Origin of the sequence: Thermococcus camini, from assembly GCF_904067545.1 — an archaeon.
GTDB classification, from domain to species: Archaea; Methanobacteriota_B; Thermococci; order Thermococcales; family Thermococcaceae; genus Thermococcus; species Thermococcus camini.
The window spans coordinates 1,422,285-1,440,936 of sequence record NZ_LR881183.1; the positions used below are offsets into that span (position 1 = coordinate 1,422,285).

Consider the following 18,652-nt stretch of genomic DNA (forward strand, 5'->3'; position numbering starts at 1 on the left):
TGGAGCGAATAAAAGCTTTCCCTCGAGATGGGGACGGTTCAGCCTTCACGTGCCCAGCAGGACTATGAGGTTGCTGAAGACTGGGAGCGCCTTGAGGAGAACGAAAAGCGATGGGAAGTAGCGCAGTGGGGATATAAATCGGGAGAGCCTGAAGACCACAACCAGCAGCAGAACTCCAAGGAGCGTAAAAACAGCGTAGCTACCGAAGAACAAAGCGGGGAGGGAAAGTCTGGCCGCGATCAGAGGATTCGCCTCAGCAAGGCCCCGGTCTGCACCCACCCATGTCGTGATGGCATCCAGCGCGGAGAGGACCACAAAGGCAATCACGTACCACAGGGGGCGCATTGAAACCGCCGTATTGAGATACGCGCAGGTTCTTAAAAGCCTGTCCCCTGAAACCGGCATGCACAAATGATTTAAGCGGTTCGCCCCACCGGCCACCATGCTCCTCACGAGGCACGCAAGGGAAAGGCTGATCAAGAGGCTGGCAAAGAGGAAGAAGCTCGAGCGCATCTACTCCGAGCTGTGGGCCTTCATCGACCGTTCGCGGAGGATTGACGTGAACGAGAAGGTGGTGATCTTCACAGACGACCGGAAGAGTTTGGTCTGCGTTAGGCTCAAATGCGAGAGACTTCCACTTGAGGAAATCAGGGATAGGGTTTCCGGGATTTCCGAGCCCTACGACTGCGTCTTCTTCGATGGGAGGATTGCCAGGCATACAGTCCCCAGGAAATTTGTGGAGGGCCTTCCGGACGGAAGGTACTGCTTCTACATAAACCGGGAAAAGAAGAGCCTCTACATAGGGAGCGAAGAACCCCTGCTGGCCATAACGATAAGGCCGGCAAAGAGGGAGGAAAGAAATCAGGCCTCCTCCACTGGCACGACGAATATCTCCCCAAAGGGCTCCTCCTGAATGAGGTCCACCTTCCCCATGTTGGAGAGGAACAGGAGGTAGAGGAAGGTTCTGGCGACTATCTTCGGTGTCGGGTCGAAGACCAGGTCCCAGAAGTTTATGGGTTCCTTGGTCTCCCTGTACATGTCCACGACTATCTCGTGGAGCCTATAAACGTGCTTCTCGATGTCAACGCGGAAGTCGTCGACGACGAATACCTCCTCCTCTATCTCGACCTTCTTCCTCTTCCGCGGCTTCCTCTTCTCTGCCTCCTCAAGGGCGTCCATGAGTGCATCAAGCAGGTCGTCGAAGGTGTAGTAGCGCTCCACCCTGCGGAGGGGTGGGGCCAGCGGCTCGACATCAACGTGGAGCTTCTCCTCGTGCTCCTCCTCTTCCTCCTCGTCGGCATGAAGCAGGGCCTCGCTCTTCATCCTGACGAGGATTGATGCCGCTAAGATGGCCCTCGCTGAGACGCGGAGGTCGAGCTCCTTCATCTCCCTGAGTCTCTCGATATACTTCTCAGTCAGGTCGACGATGTCGATGTTCCAGGGGTCAACCTTCCCCATGGTGACGAGCTGGAGGAGAATGTCAACGGGCGTTATCTCCTCCTCGCGGCGCGATTCCATAAGCTTCACCTCTCAATCCTAATCCAGCCCCTCTCAAAGCGGCGGAACTTCCTCCTGGCTACCTTGAACATTGCCATAAGTTCTTTGAGATAATCTTCGTCCGCGTAGAGAACCTTCCCATCCGCCAGAGCGTCCATTATGAGGGGATGTCCATTGAGGAGCATCCTCTTAACTTCCTCTGGAGTGTATGCTTTGGCATCTATAGGCGCGTGGGTTCTGTCGAGCTCGTAGAGAAGCTTTAAGCGTTTGTTTGGATTCTTGGGGAGGTTTTCTGATATTACGAGTATATCCACGTCACTCCCCAGCCCGAAGGTTCCCCTTGCCAGTGATCCGTATAACAATACTAATTTAGGCTGGAGTGCACCTTTGAGGGCCTCCACGTACTTCTTAACGTCTCCCTCGTAGGGCAGTTCACTTGACCTCATCGGCCACCCTCCTGACGAAGGCGATAACCTCGCGTGCAGAATTGATGGCCTCAAGGGCATCCTTTTCCCCGTAGTACTCGTAGGGAGCACCTTCTATGTATGCGTCTGGGTATCGTGGAGGAATGTAATGCCTGTCCAGCATCCTGGCATTGTCAAAAAGCTCCTCCGGAACTTCAATCTCCCTGGATAGTATGTCGAGCAGTTTCTTTATTGAATGGCCGTAAGCCATAACCCCCAGCCCAAAGAGCAAAGCCTTGACGGCGTACTCCGCCGCCTGCTGGGCCTTGAAGCACGCCCATGAATAAAATTTGAAATTTAGGTCATTCTCGGCACTCCTTAGGATATACTCGGCCTGAGACAGCCACCTCTCGAACTCTTCCCTGTCGAACATTGGATTCACCCGCTCAAATGTCCGAACATCTCAGCATGTTCGGCCTCACTTCTCTTCCTTGCCTCTTCCAGGATCTTCATTGCCTTCTCAAGGCTGAGGGCAACGACGCGCGAGACGCCCTTTCTCATGCTGACGCCAATTATCTTGTCCGCGTTGGCCATCATGACGTCCCTCAGGGTAACGACTATGAACTGGCTGTTCTGTGAGGCTTCCTTGATGAGGTCGGCGACGCGCTTGACGTTGGCGTCGTCGAGGTGTGCATCGATTTCATCGAAGAGGTAGAACGGCGCCGGCTTGTAGCGCTGGATGGCGAAGACGAAGGCGAGGGCAGTTAAAGCCTTCTCTCCGCCGCTCATGGCCTCTATGCGCTTGACGTCTTTTCCAGCGGGCTTGGCCTCTATCTCAAGGCCTCCTGCGAAGGGGTCGTCCTCGTTCTCAAGGATGAGCCTGGCGCTCCCTCCAGGGGAGAGCTTGGCGAAGAGCTCCGAGAAGTTTTTGGCTATCTCGCTGAGGGTCTGGAGGAACACCTGCTTCTTCTGCCCCTCTATCTCCTCGATGAACTCTTCTATGCTCTCCTTCTCGGCAACTACCTGCTCGCGCTTGCTCTTCAGCTCGAGGTAGCGCCTTTCCACAACTTCGAAGTCCTCAATGGCCTTCATGTTGACTGGTTCAAGGGAACGTATCTCCTCCTCCATCTTCTCTATCTGCTCGCCCAGGGCGTCGAGCTCCAGCGGAACCTCTTTGATGCTCTTGATGAGCTTGGCATCGTGGTGCTTGAGCTCGTCCCTCTTCTCCTTCAGCGTTGCCTCGTACTGGGCCAGCTTTATCTTGAGCGTGTTGGCCTCTATGCGGAGCTCCTGGAGCTTGGAGCTCAGCTCATCCTTCTCGGCGCGGAGGTCGATAATCTCGTTCCTGAGCCTCTCACGCCTCTCACGGAGCTCCTTTAGCTCATCCTTGACGTTCTCCTCAGCCTTCTTGAGCTCCTCCAGCTCGGCCTCAAAGTCCTTTATGGCCCTCTCGTTCTCCTCGATGTTGGCCTTGAGAGCGTTTATCCTGTTGATTAGACCCTCTATCTCCTCCTCCAGATCCGTCCTCCTCGGGAGCAGCTCCTCGTTTATCCTGACGTCGAGGCCCTCCAGTTTGCTCTCGACCTTGCCGAGCTCCTCGCGGAGCTTGCTTATCTCGGCCTCGACCTCCCTGATCCTCTGGTTCAGTTCCCTGGCCTCCGGATTCTCCAGGGCCTTCTTCAGCTTTGCCCTCTTCTTCTCCAGCCTCTCAATCCTGCCGCGGAGCTTTGCCATCTCACCCCGGGTATCGTGGATCTTCTTTTCCAGGGCCTCTATGAGTGCCTCGTTCTCCCTGATTTCCTCTTCAAGGGCCCTGTCCTCCGCAAGGAGGCGCTCCATCTCACGCTGGGTCACCTGGAGATCCTTGCTCAGCTCACTTCTCTTCATACGGAGTTCAAAGAGCTCGTTCTGAAGACCCTTGACTTCAACCCTGAGTGCATTAACGGCCGATTCCAGAGCCTCTTTCTCGTGCTCCAGCTTCTCAACACGCTTCCGTATCTCATCCACGTTAATCCCGAGCTTGCCCCTGGGCCTGTAGTGACCACCGGTTATCGCCCCGCTCCGCTCGAGAAGTTCCCCGCCAAGGGTTACCATGCGGACCTTCCCTATGCCGACGGTTCTGGCCTCGTCCATGTCACTCACTATCAGGGTGTCGCCGAGGGCGTAGGCTACAGCGTTTCTGAAGCGCGGGTCGTACTGAACGACGTCCAGGGCCGGAACCCCGAGGGCGGGCTCCCCCTTCATGGAGCGCGGCTTTATCTTGTTGAGCGGGAGAAAAGTCAGCCTGCCGAGCTTCTTCTCCTTGAGCACCCTTATGGCTTTCTCGGCAACGCGGTCGTCCTCAACAACGACGTGGTCGTAGCTTCCACCGAGGGCAACCTCGACGGCCAGGGCGTAGCTCTCATCGCGAACGGTGATCAGCTCACCGAGGGAACCGTAGAGGCCCGGAATGTTCTGGGCCTTGAGGAATTCTATGGCACGGTTCCCGCGGACCTCGCGCTGCGCCTCGGCTTTAATAAGTTCCTCCCTGGCTTTCGAGAGTTCACCCTCGAGCTTCTTGAGCTTTCTGCTCTTCTCCTCCAGCTCCTTCTCGGCCTTCTTCAGCCTCGTCTCTGCCCTGCCCATCCTGCCCTCTACCTCTCCCAGCTCCGAGCGTTTGGTCTCGAGGGCGCTTTTGGCCTCACCGATCTTGGACTTGAGCGCGACTTTCTTTGCATTGCTCTGGGCTATCCTGCCCTTTGCGCGCTCTATTTCCTCCTCGAACTTCTTGATATCGCTCTCCTTCATGTAGAGCTCCTTTTTGGCCTCCTCCAGCTCCTCTACCACGTGGTCAAAGTCCTGCTTCGCGATGGCAAAGTCCCTGTCTATCTCGCCCAGTTTAACAACAAGCTCGTTCTTGATGACTTCCTTCTCCTTTATTTCTGCCTTGAGCTTCTCGCGTCTCTTGCTCCAGCGGCTTATGGCATTTCTGCTCTTCTCTATCTCCTCTGAAACCTTCTTGAGTTCCTCCTTTGCCTTGGCAAGGCGGCGCTGGCCGTCCTCGATCTCCTTCTTGGCCAGCTCGATGTTCTTTCCGGCCATCTCTATCTTGGACTTGACCTCGCTGATCTTCCGGGTAACCTCAAGGATACCGTCCTCGCTCTTTTCCTCAAGCTCCTTCTCAATGGCGTTCAGCTCCTTCTCCTTTGCCACGATCTCCCTGGCAATATCCTCGAGGCGGGCCTCCATGGCGGCTATCTCCGCCTCTATCTCCTTGTCGCGCAGGTTGCTTTCCTCTATCAGGGACTCGAGCTTTCTTATCTCGCCGAGGAGGAGCGTAACCTTCGCCCTCTCGACGCGGTCCTTGAGGTCAAGGTAGCGGAGTGCGTCGTTTCTCTCCTTCTCAAGCTTGTCAAGCTGGGTTTTGACCTCGCGGATGAGGAGGTCAACGCGCGCCAGGTTCTCCTCGGCCTGCTTCAGCTCCTTCAGGGCCTTCTCCTTCTTGGCATCGTACTCCGCTATGCCGGAAATTTCGTCTATGAGCATCCTCCTCTCTGTGGGACTCATCTTGATGAACTTGGTGATGTCTCCCTGCAGAACGAGGTTGTAGCCTTCTGGTGAAATCATCGCCGCGCTGAGGACGTCGAGGATGTCGCTTCTGCTGCTCCTCTTGCCGTTGAGCCAGTAGGTGCTCCTGCCGTCGGGATAGACGCGCCGTTTTATGACGACCTCGTCCTCGTCGATGGGAAATCCCCTATCCTCGTTGTTGAAATACATGGCAACCTCAGCGTACTTTGCCGGCGCTTCCGTCTTGGTGCCCGCGAATATGAGGTCACTTATCCTCGTGGCACGCATCGCCTTGGCGGACAGGCCACCGAGGACGAAGAGCACGGCGTCACCGATGTTGCTCTTTCCAGAACCGTTGGCACCGACGATCGCTGTGAACCCCTTAGAAAGCGGAACGACGACTTTCCTGTTACCGTAAGATTTGAAGCCTTTCATTTCAATCTTCTCAATGTACGGCATGCCCTACACCTAAACGGGAAAATGGCGAAGAAGGTTATATAACTTTACTCCTATTGAACGCCCCGTCCCCGGGGGCACGGAGTACCGGTTGCGTGTTCACTCGACTATCCTGCGGAGGATGTTCAGAACCCTGCTGTCGAGGCCGTCGCTGACGGTGACGTAAAAATCGGAGTTAGTGAGAAGGGTCATGTCCCGAAGCTTGCTGACAAACCTGAGCGTCGGCTCGACCCCGTTCTCGATCATGAGGTACTCGATGGCGTCCAGAATAACGTCCACGTCCTCATTCTGAAGCTGTTCCCACACCATCTGCTCGATGGCATGGAGCCTCGAGGGGGATACCGCGTTGGGGTAGGGAACTTTCGTGACCCATATCGGGCGTATGTTTGAACCATCGAGCTCCGATGGAGCCCTGCGGGTTATAAGAAGCTTCCTGCGGTGGTTATTTCTTCGGAGGATATCGTTAAGACGCCTGTAATCAACAACTTTCGACCCGAGGTACTTGGGCCGACCTCTCAGCAACATATCCATCACTTCTTCTCGAGGATTGTAAGGTGTGCCAACCGAACGTTCTCGCCAACCCAACTTCGTATCCAACTTTATAAGTGTTACTGTGTAAAATTGGAAGATTAGCAACGTACCAGAAATGCCCCATAGAACTGAAACAAAATACAAAATGTTGAGAACTATAGAAAATTAAAATCGATTACTCAGCCTTTCTTTCGCAAAGTTCGAGAAGCACACCGGTTACGGCCTTCGGGTGAACGAAGGCTATCCTTGCACCTCCTGCCCCGATCCTGGGCTGTTCATCGATCAGCCTGTAACCCTCTTCTTTGAGTTTCTCGAGGTGTCCCCCGATGTCATCAACGCCCAGTGCTATGTGGTGTATTCCCTCACCGCGCTTGGCGATGAACTTGGCTATGGGCGAGTCCTCCGCGGTCGGCTCGAGGAGCTCAATCCTGCTCTCGCCGACGTGGATTATCGCAGTTCTAACCTTCTGATCGGGCACCTCCTCTATCTCCTCCACCTTGAGACCGAGGCCTTCCCAGACTTTGATGGCCTCTTCGAGGTTCTTAACGGCTATACCAACGTGGTCTATCTTCTTTATCATACCTTCACCCCCAGAGCTTCTTCAAGTATCCTATCCGCGGCAGAGTACGGGTCGATCTCGCGCCTCACAACCATTTCTATCAAAGACGAAATCTCTTCCTCACCGAGCTTCTCCCCCACTATCCTCGATATCCTCCCAGAGACTATCGTCTTGACTTCCTCCTCTGCCCTGAACTGCCTCCTCCGTCCTATCTCCCCGCTTCTCTCGAGGAACTCCCTGTGTTCGCTGATCGCGCTCCAGAGGTCGCGTATTCCCCTCATGGTCGTCGCGACCGTCTCCACGATCCGCGGCCTCCAACCAGTTCTCTCCCAGCGCTCCTTCTCAAGGTCAAGCATCATGCTGAGCTCGAAGTACGTGGCATCGGCCCCCTCCTTGTCGGCCTTGTTGATGACGAACACGTCGGCTATCTCCATGAGCCCGGCCTTTATCGCCTGTATGTCGTCGCCCAGGCCAGGAACCGTGACGAGGACGACCGTGTCGGCGGTCTTAACGATGTCGATCTCAATCTGGCCGACGCCGACGGTCTCCACAAAGATCACATCGCAGCCGTAGGCATCGAGGACCTTGATGGCATCGGCCGTGGCCTTGGCAAGGCCCCCGAGGGAGCCCCGTGTTGCCATGCTCCTGATGAAGACGCCCGGGTCCGTGGAGTGCCTCTGCATCCTTATCCTGTCCCCGAGCAAAGCGCCGCCGGTGAAGGGTGAGGTGGGGTCTATAGCTATAACGCCGACGACCTTGCCTTCCTCCCTCGCAACGCGGATGAGCTTGTCGAGAAGGGTGGACTTTCCGGCCCCGGGCGGGCCGGTGATGCCGACGATGTAGGCGCTGCCCGTGTGGGGATAGATTTTCGAGATTATCTCCCTCGCCTTCTCATCATCGTTTTCAACGAGGGTTATGAGGCGCGCAGTGGCGCGCTTGTCGCCGGTGAGCATCCTCTCTATGAGACCGTCTAACATCGCCACCACTGGGACAAATTATCCAGGTAAGAAATTATAAAGTTTGCTCAGTTCTCCCTGAATTTCTTCAGCTTCGGCGCGTTCTCGTCTATGAAGCCAATTATCTCCTCAATCGGGCTGCCGGGGCCAAAAACCCTTGCCACACCCATCTTCTCTAGCTGTTCCGCGTCGTCGGGCGGGATTATCCCGCCGGCTATAACGAGAACGTCCTCGTTAATCTTAAGGCCGCGCTCTTCGAGGAGCCTGAGTATCTTCGGTATGAGGACCATGTGGGCCCCGGAGAGGATGCTTATTCCAAGGACATCAACGTCCTCCTGAACAACGCTCTCGGCTATCTGCTCGGGGGTCTGCCTGATTCCAGTGTAGATGACCTCAAAACCGGCATCGCGCAGGGCCCTGGCGACGACCTTGGCCCCCCTGTCGTGACCGTCAAGTCCCGGTTTCGCAACGAGAATCCTAACCCTGGAGCGCTCGACCATCTTCACCACCGCCCCACTTTTGTTTCCCGCGGTATTTAAAGATTGTCAAAACTCAAGGTTAAGCTTTACGTTGGATATTTTGTCCAGAAGGCTTTATAACGTACCCACGAGAGGATAGAGCATGCTCAGGTTTCCCCACGACGCCCACACCCACACCACATACTCGGACGGCATCGGGGAGATAGCCGAGAATATAGCGGCCGCCGAAGAGAAGGGGCTTAGACTGCTCGGGATAACCGACCACAGCCACTACTTCGAACCCGGAACCCTCAGCCGCTACGTCCGGGAGGTCCGGTACTGGGGCGAGGACGCGGGGCTGACGATTCTGGCCGGGGTGGAGGGCAACATAACGGCCGGGGGTGTCGATGTCCCGGACTTTATGGCGGAGAAGCTTGACTACGTGATAGCGAGCGTCCACGAGTGGCTCGAGAGGCCGGAGGAATACGTGGAGCTGGTGAAGCTCGCCCTCGAAGACGACAACGTTGACGTCATCGGCCACTTCGGGGCCAGCTTCCCCTACATAGGCTTCCCGTCTGCCGACGGACTGGAGGAAATACTCGAGCTGGCGGAGAAGAACGGAAAGGCCTTTGAGATAAGCTCCCGCTACAGAGTACCGGACATCGACTTCATCCGTGAGTGCATAAGGCGCGGGATAAAGCTCACCTTCGCGAGCGATGCCCATTATCCCCCCGCCGTTGGGAGCGTCTCCTGGAGCGAAAAGGTCTTTAGGAAAGCAGGAGGGAAAAAGGAGGACCTGCTCTTCGGGGAGTTCCTGTGAGCAGCAAATCTTGATCTTTCCTTTTAATCCTCCAGGAGTCTTATTGTCCGGGGGACGCTCCGTCCCCATACCCCTCGAACTTAAACGCATGAGAAACCTCCAGAATTCTCCTGGAGTCTTATTGCAACCCGATGATGATCGGGAAACGAAACCTCGTCTACGTCATCGAGTTTCAATTCTCCTGGAGTCTTATTGCAACAGGTTTGGCGCTCCAAACCTTGACGGCGTCCTAATGGTTTCAATTCTCCTGGAGTCTTATTGCAACCCGTCATGACCATGTAGATATTTGCGAGAACGGAAATTTGGTTTCAATTCTCCTGGAGTCTTATTGCAACGACATAACAGGTGCCTGTGTCAGAGTCCCACTTCCCGCGTTTCAATTCTCCTGGAGTCTTATTGCAACGGTATCAATGTTGGAATCGCCTTGGGCCTTGTGTCAAGTTTCAATTCTCCTGGAGTCTTATTGCAACAAGCTCCAGTAGCTCATTATCCACTCTATGAGCTTCAGGTTTCAATTCTCCTGGAGTCTTATTGCAACCTATGAAACGCCTGTTCTTGAACTGCTGTTCACAGAGAAGGGTTTCAATTCTCCTGGAGTCTTATTGCAACTTGCATCGAAAAGCTCCTCGATGAGGTCCCTGGTAACCGTTTCAATTCTCCTGGAGTCTTATTGCAACGTAGTACCAAAGTTGGATAGACCTTACAAGAAACTGGCGTTTCAATTCTCCTGGAGTCTTATTGCAACGCTGTCCAAGAGGGCTTTGAGAAGTTCCCAAAAGTCGTTTCAATTCTCCTGGAGTCTTATTGCAACGGTTTAGGAGGAAAAAGAAGAAGCAGAGGGTGAAAGTCCAGATGTTTCAATTCTCCTGGAGTCTTATTGCAACTTGGCATAGTGGTGGGTGGAGGTTGTATCGCATCTACTCTGTTTCAATTCTCCTGGAGTCTTATTGCAACTACTCTGGGCACCAGACAAAGAAGAAACCCCTGTTCGTTTCAATTCTCCTGGAGTCTTATTGCAACGGCGAAGTCCCCAATCTTGCCGAGGAGTGGTCCCCTCGTTTCAATTCTCCTGGAGTCTTATTGCAACTTGAAGTTGTTTCTGACTACCTGCTGTGCCGGGCTCTTGTTTCAATTCTCCTGGAGTCTTATTGCAACTTGAAGAAGACCCACCCGATTTGAGTTTATTAACACTCATGTTTCAATTCTCCTGGAGTCTTATTGCAACGGATGGCGACTACAATGACGCATACTTTATCATGTATTGTTTCAATTCTCCTGGAGTCTTATTGCAACAATAGAAATTGACCCCGAGGGATTGTTAGGCAAGTCCGTTTCAATTCTCCTGGAGTCTTATTGCAACTGACGATAACAGAACAGGGCGATGTCAATATAACGTTGTTTCAATTCTCCTGGAGTCTTATTGCAACGAGCTTGACCTTATACGCGTCCAGCGCGACCACCACAGTTTCAATTCTCCTGGAGTCTTATTGCAACCTCTGCAATCTCCTGCTTGAGCTGCTTGTTTTCTTCAGTTTCAATTCTCCTGGAGTCTTATTGCAACTTCTTGTATTTGCGGTAGCTGACCACAAGCCCACCGGTTTCAATTCTCCTGGAGTCTTATTGCAACTCGTAGATGAGTACGTGGATGGTGATTAACATGTGGGGTCGTTTCAATTCTCCTGGAGTCTTATTGCAACAGGAGAGAATTTTCGTCCGTTCGCCCAGTAAAGTCCTAAAACGCTCCCAATATTTAAGCTTTTCTGGAAACCACTGGAAAAGACACCCGGATAGGGCTTGAATCGGGGGGCACCGCACGGGCGACGCCGGGAAAAATCCCATGGCCGCACTCCGGGAAGTTGGTGGACAGAAATGTACACGTAATTTCCAGGGCCGTTAGATGCGCTTAAAACTCAAGAGTAGTGTCCATCCGGTCTCGAAAAGAAAAAGAAGGGGTTTCGCCAGGGATCAAACCCAGAGGGGCTTGGTCCTGCCGCAATTCCACATTCAGAAAAAATTTCGTCATATTTTGACACAAAAATATAACAAAAAGTGGCAACCATGAAAAAGCGAAAATCGATTTCCAGACGTCTGCTGGGGCTTTATTTCAAGAGAACCCTGTCTACACGACCAAAAATCGCCAAGAAAGCATGCTCATCGTGATGGCCCCATGAAAACGTCAAATCCCAGCTCCCTCAGCTTCCAGATTATCTCAATGGGGAACCCGACGACGTTGTAGTAATCCCCCCGGATCCACTCGATGAAGAGGCCCGCCTTCCCCTGTATGCCATACGCTCCGGCCTTGTCCATCGGCTCGCCGGTGTCGATGTAGGCCCGTATTAACCCATCGTCCAGCTCTCGGAACTTGACCTCCGTAACGGCAACCCCCGAAATCTCCCGACCTTCGTGGATTATGCAGTAGCCCGTCGTGACCCTGTGGACCCTCCCGCTGAGGAGCCGGAGCATCTCGAAGGCCTCTTCCCTGCTCCCCGGTTTGCCGAGGATGTGGCCTTCTATGCTGACAACGGTGTCAGCACCGATAACGGTTCCGCCCACGCGGTCGTGCACTTCCCTGGCCTTCCTCCTCGCCAGCTCGAGCGCGTACTCGGCGGGGTTTTCTATGCTGCACTCCTCGCTCGCATTGCTCGGAATAACCTCGAACTCCCGTATGAACCTGGCGAGTATCTCCCGCCGCCTCGGTGAAGCCGATGCCAGAACCAGCATGGTATCCCCTCCCGGAAAGGGTTAAAAAATCTTGCGAGACGGGTTCACTCCATCCTCTCAACCTTTCTCTCCAGCGCCTTTATCTCGCCCCCGGGTGGAGATATCAGCCATCGGCGGCATTCCCCTGGCCTTTTAGGGATTTCAGCTCCGTCCTCAGGGATTCAAGCTTCTCGTTGAGCTCCCTCCTCATCTCCCCCATCTTCCAGACGACGGTGCCAAAGGCGATGACGATGAAACCAAGCCTCAGGGCACGGCCCCTGGTTATGAGAATACCCGCCAGCCCGAGGGCGCTCAAAACGGCACCGAGCGTTTCAAGGGGGTCGTATCTCTCCCCCACTGCTTACCACCATAGAAAAGAAGAAAGCAAACTACAAAAAGTTTGCTCAGGCGGTCGCCCAGATGGGTATCCCAGCCTCAAGGAGCCTCTTGAGTTCCTTGCCTATGGGCGTGCTCTTGCTGACCTTCACGAGCCCTTTCTTGCTCGGCGTTGCCGTGAAGACGTACTGTTCTCCTCCGTAGAACTTGAGGGGTTTTTTGGCGTAGTCCGGCGAGACGCGTAGCACTATCGTTTTCTTCTTCTCCTCGATCTCCACGGGGAGTTTCTCCTTGGGCTTGGCTTCCTCGCGCTCGGCGAAGCTCTTGACGTCTATGCTTATGCCTATCCTCTTCTCCAACTCAGTGATTCTCTTCCCTTTCTTCCCGATTATGGCCGGAATGTCGAACTCGTCCGCGTAGATAACCGCCTTGTGGGGACTGACTATCTCGACCTCCGCATAGACATCGGGCAGGAACTTCTTTATCTCCTGCTTGAGCCTCTTCTCGGCGAGTTTTAGTGCTGGGGCCTTCTCCTCCTTCTTTACCGGGACGACGCTTATCTCCTCACCGTAGGTGTAAATCTCGTACTCCAGCTCGCCGGTCTCAAAGTCGCGGACCTCGATGACGGGCCTGGCCAGGTCTTCTTCCCTCATGCCGCTCGGCACCTTGACGAGGTACTCCAGCGTGAGAACCTTCGCAACCTTTCCTGCCTTGATGAAAAGTACCGTATCGACTATCTGGGGAATCATTCCCAGCTCGACCCTCCCGATGAACCTCTGGACGGCGTCTATCGGCTTCGTGGCGTGAACGACGCCAACCATACCCACCCCCGCCAGGCGGAGGTCGGCGTATATCTTAAAGTCGCTCGTCTTCCTCATCTCGTCGAATATCGTGTAGTCCGGCCTGACGAGGAGAAGTATATCGCCGGTCAGCTCCATCCTGCCGTTTAGAGCTGTGTATTGCGTTATCTCCTCACCCACCTGAAGGTCGCGGGGCTTCTCCATGGTCTTCACTATCTTGCCCATCCCCGCGTACCACTCGGCTAAGGCCTGGGCGAATGTTGTCTTGCCCTCTCCAGGGGCCCCGGCGATGAGTATGCCCTCGGCCTTGTCCGCCAGCCTCTCCAGGAGCTTTTCACTGAGCCCGTACTCCTCTATGCTGAGTTTCTTGACCGGCCTGACGGCGGTTATCTCAATCCTGTCCGCGAAGGGCGGCTTGGCGATGACTATTCTGTAGTTGCGGAGCTGAACGACAGTTGCTCCAGGCTCGTCGAGCTCTATGAAGCTCTCTGGATCGCGCTTTGCCCTCTCCACTATGTCGTCCGCTATCTCCTCAAGCTCCCCATCGCTCAGAGCCTCATCGCGGACGGGCACAAGCCTCCATTCTCCTGGCCGTCCCTTCTTTGCGAACGGCCTCATTCCGCCCTTGAGGTGAACGCTCATGGTGGTCTCGTCGAAGAAATCCTCGAGACGGTGCTTTACTTCCTTCTTCGCGGTCAGATAGACCACGTCTATGCCCTTGGCGATGGCCACGTCCCTCTGAACCCTGTCGCCCGTGATGAGCGTCGCTCCGAGGGCCTGTGCGGCCTCGCGAACCATGCTGTCGATCTCGCCGGACTTAGCCCTACGTATCTGCCAGAGCTCGGGCCTCTCGCCGTAGAACTCTAGGAGGATTCTGTCGCCCTCAGCCATCTCGCGGAGTTTTTTGAGCTCTTCAAGGCCTGTGTGCCCTATGGCCTTTCCCTCGTTGGCCTGGTGCTCTATCTCGGCGATGACGGCTTCGGGAACCACGACCTTGACCTTTTCGCCAAACGACGAAAGGAACTGCGTGAGCCTGCCATCGACGATAACGCTCGTATCTGCAACGAATACCTTCATCTCTCCCACCCCTTTTTCTCTCTCAACGCCCTCTGCGGCTAAAGGTTCATAAAGGTTTAGCCGAAAATAGAATGGGTGGAACTATGGGAAGACTTATCTCCATAGCGAGTGGCAAGGGGGGCACCGGAAAAACCACTACGACCGCGAATCTCTCCATAGCCCTCGGAAAAATGGGATACAAGGTCTGTGCCGTTGATGCGGATTTAACCATGGCCAACCTGAGTCTGGTTATGGGAATAGATGACGCTTACACAACGATCCATGACGTCCTCTCCGGCAGGACAGATATAAACAACGCCATATACGCCACAACCTACGAGAACGTCCACGTTATTCCCGCCTCAATAGACTGGGAGCACGTCATCCGGGCGGATCCAAGGAAGCTTCCCGAGACCATAAAACCCCTCAAAAATAGTTTTGACTTCGTGATAATCGACTCCCCCGCGGGGCTCCAGATGGACGCCATGAACGCTATGATGAGCGGGGAGGAGGTTCTTCTCGTCACGAACCCTGAGATATCCTGCATCACGGACACGATGAAGGTGGGGATGGTTCTCAAAAAAGCCGGCCTCGCGGTCCTTGGCTTCGTCCTCAACCGCTACGGCAGGAGCGATAACGACATCCCGCCCGACGTGGCGGAGGAGGTCATGGAGATTCCCCTGCTGGCGGTTATTCCGGAGGACCCACCGGTAAGAGAGGCGACGCTTGAGGGAGTTCCAGTCGTCGAGTACAGGCCGAACTCTGCCGGTGCCCGGGCATTCATGGAGCTGGCGGAGAGGATAACGAGGATAGCTGGGTTCAAGGCAAGGGTGATGGGATGATCCTGACCTTCATAGGCACCGCCGGAAGCGGAAAAACAACACTGAGCGGAGCCTTCGGACGTTACCTTGAGGAAAGCGGCTATTCCGTGGGCTACGTTAACCTGGATACCGGTGTTGAAGACCTCCCCTATCCTCCAGATGTCGATGTAAGGGACGACGTTACCGCATGGGAAATAATGGAGGAGGGCTACGGGCCCAACGGCGCGATAGTGGAGAGCTATGACAGGCTTCTCCAGAAGGTGGATGCGTACGTTTCCGGAATAACAAAGCTCGCGGAGGAGATGGACTACGTCATCATTGACACCCCCGGACAGATGGAGACCTTTCTTTTCCATGAGTTCGGTGTCAGACTGATGGAGGGCCTGCCCAGCCCCCTAACGGTTTACCTCTTCAGTCCCGACATTCTGAAGAGGCCAGCGGATTTCTGCTTCTCGCGCTTCTTCAGTCTGATGGTGGACCTCCGGATCGGCACCACCACGGCTCCAGCGCTCAGCAAGATCGACACCGTCGAGAACCTGGACCGCTACCGGAGGTTCCTCGACGACATCGATTACCTCACCTCCCGCCTGAAGCTCGAGCCGTCCACCCAGGGGCTCCTGGCGTACAGGATGTGTTCATCCCTGCCGGAGCTCGCCCCGCCAACGAGGGTCCTCTACCTCTCGGCGGTGACGGGTGAAGGCTTCGATGAGCTCGAAACTCTGGCCTATGAGCATTACTGCACCTGCGGGGACCTGACATAGTTCAGCCATCCGGCACAAATTTGGACGGATGTTCAGAATTTCCAGCCGCTTTCTATCACTACCCCACCTCGAAAGCGGGAAGTCTTTTCTTAACGACGACCAACTTCCAGCGGTGGGAGAGCATGTGCCTTGTGGCGGGTGGACTCGGTTCAAATCTCAGGGACAGGTTCATCGTTATGATAAACGCCGGAAAGCACAGGGGAGAGGACAGCTTCGGCGTCTGGACGGACGAGGGAGTACTGAAATCGAGCGATTTCTCAAAGGTTCCCGAAATGCCAGACGGGAAGATAGGCCTCATACAGTGCAGGCTCGCCATGACCGGCTCCATGGGCTTTACCCAGCCCTTCGTCAATGAGCTGGCCCTCGTCCACAACGGCGAGATATACAACCACCGCGAGCTGAGGGCGTGGCTGGAGGGAAGGGGGGTATCCTTCGAGACGGACGTGGACAGCGAGGTGATCCTCAGGCTCATCGAGTTCTTCCTCGACCGCGGGCTGGATGTCTTTGGGGCGGTTCGGAAGGCGATGCTGATGATGGAGGGGGACTACGCCGTGGCCTTCTCCGACGGGGAGAGGATTCACCTCTTCCGCGACCCGCTGGGTGTAAGACCGCTGTACCGCTCCCCGGAGGGATTCTTCGCGAGCGAGAAAAAGGTGCTGTGGGGCATCGGGCAGGAGGCCATTCCGGTGGAACCAGGTGAGCTGGTCACAATCTCAAGGGGGGGCGTTGAAGTCAGAAAAGCCCTCCGGCTGGAAGAGCTGAGGAGAAAGCCCCTCGACCCGGAGAGGGCGGTTAAGGCCGTCGGCAGGGCCCTGACCTGCTCCGTCCGCCACAGGGTGGGGAAGAAAACCGGGGTTCTCTTTTCCGGGGGACTGGACAGCTCCCTCGTTGCCCTCATCGCCTCGGAGTACTCCGACGTCGTCCTCTACACCGCGGGGGTGGAGGGAAGCCCTGACATCGAATGGGCCAGAATGGCAGCGGATAAGCTCGGCCTGGAGCTCCGGGAGTACGTCTTCGACCTGGACGATGTGAAGGAGGCGGTTCCAAGGGTTGCCTTCGCGATAGAGGAGCCGAACCCCATGAACCTGGCCATCGGGATACCCCTGTACTTCGCCACGGGGCTTGCGAGGGACGACGGTGTCAGGGTTCTCCTGAGCGGCCAGGGGGCGGATGAGCTCTTCGGCGGCTACGCGAAGTACCTGGAGAGGCCCAAGCTTATGGAGGACGACCTTAGGGGACTGGGCGAGAGGAACCTTGCCAGGGACGACAAGATAGCCATGATGAACTCGGTGGAGGGGCGCTTCCCCTTCCTGAGCCTTTCCGTCGTCTCCGCGGCTATCAACACACCGCTTGATGCGAAGATATCCGGGGGTGTGAGAAAGGCCGTTCTGAGAAAAGCGGCGCTGGAGCTGGGTTTGCCGAAGGAGATCGCCATGAGGGAGAAGAAAGCCGCCCAGTACGGCAGCGGTTCCCAGAAGCTCCTGGAGAAACTCGCAAAGAGCGAGGGTCTGGGACTGAGGGAATACGCGGAGAAAGTCTTCAGGGAGATTTTTAAACGGGAATAAACGTTCCTGAACGTTCTTTAATAGTCCTGCCCCAAATGGGGCACCTCCACGTTTTTTCCTGCCAGAGGGGCTAACACTACCGAACGGTTTCGTGAAAAAGGCTTAAATAGGCCCTTTTCCAACGGTAAGCTGGTGAGAGAACGTGGAGTTGAAAAAACCTGCCGTCATTTTCATCGGACTCATCTTCACCCTGGCCGTCCTTCCAGGGAGGAGCGCCGCGGACCCCGGCATCGTTATCCTCGTGACGGACAACGAGGCTGACGCGGCGCTGGCGTACAGCGTGGCCGCCCTGCTGGATGCCAGGGTTATCGTAAGTCCCTGGGGAACGTACAGTCCGGAGATCAGCGCGGAGATTCTCAGCGAGGAGCCGGGGAGGGTGATAATAATCGGCGGACCCGTCGCAATCCCCGAGGACTACACGGGCGACATGGACGACTTCGGAATCCCCTACGAGCGCTGGTACGGGGAGACAAGGTACGAGACAAATCTGGCCGTGATAGATGGGCTGAAGAAGGAGTTTCCGGAGGCTTTCAAGGGCATCGAAACCGTGGTAATCGCCAACGGCAGGGACGGACTCGCGCTGAGGGAGTACACCCGGACGGTTAAAATCGGACCCTCCGGGACGCATGGAAGGCTCATCATCCTGACGGACGATGGGAAAACCAACGAAACCCTCGAGGCGCTGGCAAAGTTCAGCGGATTAAATGGAGTCGTGTACATGACAACGTCGGACGGGGGAGAGCCCCTGTTCCCCCTGAACCAGGGGAGGGTTCTGGGATTTGCCCGGGAGCGCTTCGGAAACGACATAGGCACCGAGGAGAAGGCGACCTCGCCGGGGCCAAGGGACACCCTCGAGGTTCTCACGGCAGTCCAGAACAAGACGAACCGGGCGGAGAAGCTGCTCGACGGCCTTCAGATACCCGCCGCCAGAAGGAAGCTCGAAACAGCGAAGGACCTGCTCGAGGAGGCGTGGAGTGCGTACAACGCGGGCGACTACTCCAGGGCGTACCTGCTGGCAGTACGTGCGGGGGGAGAGGCGGATTTTGTGATAGCGAGGACGTACGTGGAGATAAGAACTGTGTACCAGGGCTCGGCGGCGGTGAGGCTCCAGAGAAGGCTCTCACAGCTCGAGGTCATGGTAAACGTCCTCAGGGAAAAGGGCTACGATGTGGATGGGATAGAAAGCCTGCTCCAGCAGGCGGAGGATGCCCTCAAGAGGGGGGATTACTCCGAGGTAATCAACGACCTCATACCCCGTATAAAGGAGATGCTGGCAGAAAAAACCGTCCGGAGGCACGGCGTGCCCCATCCACCTCGCCCCGGAGGACGGGACAGGGGCAGACCATAAGTCTTTTTAACGCCTCCCCTCCATTCTTCCCGGTCAAA

The 18,652-nt window shown here is 55.6% G+C and carries 18 protein-coding genes and 1 CRISPR repeat array; of the genes, 6 read left to right on the top strand and 12 right to left on the bottom strand.

Annotation, left to right across the window (positions count from 1 at the left end; genetic code table 11):
• Window positions 1–45 precede the first annotated feature (45 nt).
• Complete coding sequence (locus TIRI35C_RS07680; protein ID WP_246454721.1) at window positions 46–405, bottom strand: DUF5658 family protein; 360 nt, start codon at window positions 403–405, stop codon at window positions 46–48.
• Window positions 406–442: 37 nt separating this feature from the next.
• On the opposite strand from TIRI35C_RS07680, the gene TIRI35C_RS07685 reads away from it, so the two are divergent.
• Entirely contained in the window at window positions 443–913 is a 471-nt protein-coding gene (locus tag TIRI35C_RS07685; RefSeq protein ID WP_188202383.1) for a hypothetical protein, read from the top strand.
• On the opposite strand, the gene TIRI35C_RS07690 is transcribed toward TIRI35C_RS07685, so the two are convergent.
• The 8 genes from TIRI35C_RS07690 to TIRI35C_RS07725 form a co-directional block, all read right to left on the bottom strand.
• Window positions 862–1,518, bottom strand: a complete 657-nt coding sequence (locus TIRI35C_RS07690) for a segregation and condensation protein A (protein WP_188202384.1) — start codon at window positions 1,516–1,518, stop codon at window positions 862–864. The genes TIRI35C_RS07685 and TIRI35C_RS07690 overlap by 52 nt on opposite strands.
• A gap of 5 nt (window positions 1,519–1,523) precedes the next feature.
• Complete coding sequence (locus tag TIRI35C_RS07695; protein ID WP_246454722.1) at window positions 1,524–1,943, bottom strand: nucleotidyltransferase domain-containing protein; 420 nt, start codon at window positions 1,941–1,943, stop codon at window positions 1,524–1,526.
• Window positions 1,930–2,334 carry a HEPN domain-containing protein gene (locus TIRI35C_RS07700; protein WP_188202385.1) on the bottom strand — a complete coding sequence of 135 codons (405 nt, stop codon included), beginning with the start codon at window positions 2,332–2,334 and terminating at the stop codon, window positions 1,930–1,932. Before TIRI35C_RS07700 ends, TIRI35C_RS07695 begins: the two co-directional genes overlap by 14 nt.
• Window positions 2,335–2,339: 5 nt before the next feature.
• On the bottom strand, window positions 2,340–5,906 hold the full coding sequence (gene smc, locus TIRI35C_RS07705) for a chromosome segregation protein SMC (protein WP_188202386.1): 3,567 nt from the start codon (window positions 5,904–5,906) through the stop codon (window positions 2,340–2,342).
• Window positions 5,907–6,002: 96 nt separating this feature from the next.
• The gene (locus TIRI35C_RS07710; RefSeq protein ID WP_246454723.1) at window positions 6,003–6,434 is read right to left on the bottom strand and encodes a DUF835 domain-containing protein; all 432 of its coding nucleotides are present in this window, start codon (window positions 6,432–6,434) and stop codon (window positions 6,003–6,005) included.
• A 175-nt stretch (window positions 6,435–6,609) separates the two neighbouring features.
• Window positions 6,610–7,014, bottom strand: a complete 405-nt coding sequence (gene mce / locus TIRI35C_RS07715) for a methylmalonyl-CoA epimerase (RefSeq protein WP_188202387.1) — start codon at window positions 7,012–7,014, stop codon at window positions 6,610–6,612.
• On the bottom strand, window positions 7,011–7,970 hold the full coding sequence (gene meaB, locus TIRI35C_RS07720) for a methylmalonyl Co-A mutase-associated GTPase MeaB (protein ID WP_188203138.1): 960 nt from the start codon (window positions 7,968–7,970) through the stop codon (window positions 7,011–7,013). The genes mce and meaB overlap by 4 nt, the downstream gene beginning before the upstream one ends.
• A gap of 47 nt (window positions 7,971–8,017) precedes the next feature.
• Window positions 8,018–8,449 carry a cobalamin B12-binding domain-containing protein gene (locus TIRI35C_RS07725; protein WP_188203139.1) on the bottom strand — a complete coding sequence of 144 codons (432 nt, stop codon included), beginning with the start codon at window positions 8,447–8,449 and terminating at the stop codon, window positions 8,018–8,020.
• Window positions 8,450–8,570: 121 nt separating this feature from the next.
• Between TIRI35C_RS07725 and TIRI35C_RS07730 the strand changes: the two genes are divergently transcribed.
• Complete coding sequence (locus TIRI35C_RS07730; protein ID WP_188202388.1) at window positions 8,571–9,227, top strand: PHP domain-containing protein; 657 nt, start codon at window positions 8,571–8,573, stop codon at window positions 9,225–9,227.
• Window positions 9,228–9,325: 98 nt separating this feature from the next.
• Window positions 9,326–10,924: direct repeats of the CRISPR family, unit length 30 nt; unit sequence GTTTCAATTCTCCTGGAGTCTTATTGCAAC.
• A 454-nt stretch (window positions 10,925–11,378) separates the two neighbouring features.
• Here TIRI35C_RS07730 and TIRI35C_RS07735 read toward each other — a convergent pair.
• From TIRI35C_RS07735 to TIRI35C_RS07745, 3 genes are all read right to left on the bottom strand, one after another.
• Entirely contained in the window at window positions 11,379–11,948 is a 570-nt protein-coding gene (locus tag TIRI35C_RS07735) for a Maf-like protein (RefSeq protein WP_188202389.1), read from the bottom strand.
• Window positions 11,949–12,051: 103 nt separating this feature from the next.
• Entirely contained in the window at window positions 12,052–12,285 is a 234-nt protein-coding gene (locus TIRI35C_RS07740; protein ID WP_188202390.1) for a hypothetical protein, read from the bottom strand.
• Window positions 12,286–12,331: 46 nt separating this feature from the next.
• Complete coding sequence (locus TIRI35C_RS07745) at window positions 12,332–14,140, bottom strand: PINc/VapC family ATPase (protein WP_188202391.1); 1,809 nt, start codon at window positions 14,138–14,140, stop codon at window positions 12,332–12,334.
• Between the two features lie 83 nt (window positions 14,141–14,223).
• Here TIRI35C_RS07745 and minD point away from each other — a divergent pair, with 83 nt between their 5' ends.
• The 4 genes from minD (at window position 14,224) to TIRI35C_RS07765 (ending at window position 18,614) form a co-directional block, all read left to right on the top strand.
• Window positions 14,224–14,961 (top strand): cell division ATPase MinD, encoded by a 738-nt coding sequence (minD, locus tag TIRI35C_RS07750; protein WP_188202392.1) that lies wholly within the window; start codon window positions 14,224–14,226, stop codon window positions 14,959–14,961.
• Window positions 14,958–15,701 carry an ATP/GTP-binding protein gene (locus tag TIRI35C_RS07755; protein WP_188202393.1) on the top strand — a complete coding sequence of 248 codons (744 nt, stop codon included), beginning with the start codon at window positions 14,958–14,960 and terminating at the stop codon, window positions 15,699–15,701. The genes minD and TIRI35C_RS07755 overlap by 4 nt, the downstream gene beginning before the upstream one ends.
• Window positions 15,702–15,823: 122 nt before the next feature.
• Window positions 15,824–17,266: an asparagine synthase (glutamine-hydrolyzing) gene (gene asnB, locus TIRI35C_RS07760; RefSeq protein WP_188202394.1), complete on the top strand. Its 1,443-nt coding sequence runs from the start codon at window positions 15,824–15,826 to the stop codon at window positions 17,264–17,266.
• A gap of 142 nt (window positions 17,267–17,408) precedes the next feature.
• Window positions 17,409–18,614 carry a hypothetical protein gene (locus TIRI35C_RS07765; RefSeq protein WP_188202395.1) on the top strand — a complete coding sequence of 402 codons (1,206 nt, stop codon included), beginning with the start codon at window positions 17,409–17,411 and terminating at the stop codon, window positions 18,612–18,614.
• Window positions 18,615–18,652: the final 38 nt, after the last annotated feature.

Bases quoted from the DNA above. Each gene is read 5' to 3' on its own strand.
- TIRI35C_RS07680 (WP_246454721.1), bottom strand. From the start codon at position 405: ATGCCGGTTTCAGGGGACAGGCTTTTAAGAACCTGCGCGTATCTCAAT.
- TIRI35C_RS07685 (WP_188202383.1), top strand. From the start codon at position 443: ATGCTCCTCACGAGGCACGCAAGGGAAAGGCTGATCAAGAGGCTGGCA.
- TIRI35C_RS07690 (WP_188202384.1), bottom strand. From the start codon at position 1,518: ATGGAATCGCGCCGCGAGGAGGAGATAACGCCCGTTGACATTCTCCTC.
- TIRI35C_RS07695 (WP_246454722.1), bottom strand. From the start codon at position 1,943: ATGAGGTCAAGTGAACTGCCCTACGAGGGAGACGTTAAGAAGTACGTG.
- TIRI35C_RS07700 (WP_188202385.1), bottom strand. From the start codon at position 2,334: ATGTTCGACAGGGAAGAGTTCGAGAGGTGGCTGTCTCAGGCCGAGTAT.
- smc (WP_188202386.1), bottom strand. From the start codon at position 5,906: ATGCCGTACATTGAGAAGATTGAAATGAAAGGCTTCAAATCTTACGGT.
- TIRI35C_RS07710 (WP_246454723.1), bottom strand. From the start codon at position 6,434: ATGGATATGTTGCTGAGAGGTCGGCCCAAGTACCTCGGGTCGAAAGTT.
- mce (WP_188202387.1), bottom strand. From the start codon at position 7,014: ATGATAAAGAAGATAGACCACGTTGGTATAGCCGTTAAGAACCTCGAA.
- meaB (WP_188203138.1), bottom strand. From the start codon at position 7,970: ATGTTAGACGGTCTCATAGAGAGGATGCTCACCGGCGACAAGCGCGCC.
- TIRI35C_RS07725 (WP_188203139.1), bottom strand. From the start codon at position 8,449: ATGGTCGAGCGCTCCAGGGTTAGGATTCTCGTTGCGAAACCGGGACTT.
- TIRI35C_RS07730 (WP_188202388.1), top strand. From the start codon at position 8,571: ATGCTCAGGTTTCCCCACGACGCCCACACCCACACCACATACTCGGAC.
- TIRI35C_RS07735 (WP_188202389.1), bottom strand. From the start codon at position 11,948: ATGCTGGTTCTGGCATCGGCTTCACCGAGGCGGCGGGAGATACTCGCC.
- TIRI35C_RS07745 (WP_188202391.1), bottom strand. From the start codon at position 14,140: ATGAAGGTATTCGTTGCAGATACGAGCGTTATCGTCGATGGCAGGCTC.
- minD (WP_188202392.1), top strand. From the start codon at position 14,224: ATGGGAAGACTTATCTCCATAGCGAGTGGCAAGGGGGGCACCGGAAAA.
- TIRI35C_RS07755 (WP_188202393.1), top strand. From the start codon at position 14,958: ATGATCCTGACCTTCATAGGCACCGCCGGAAGCGGAAAAACAACACTG.
- asnB (WP_188202394.1), top strand. From the start codon at position 15,824: ATGTGCCTTGTGGCGGGTGGACTCGGTTCAAATCTCAGGGACAGGTTC.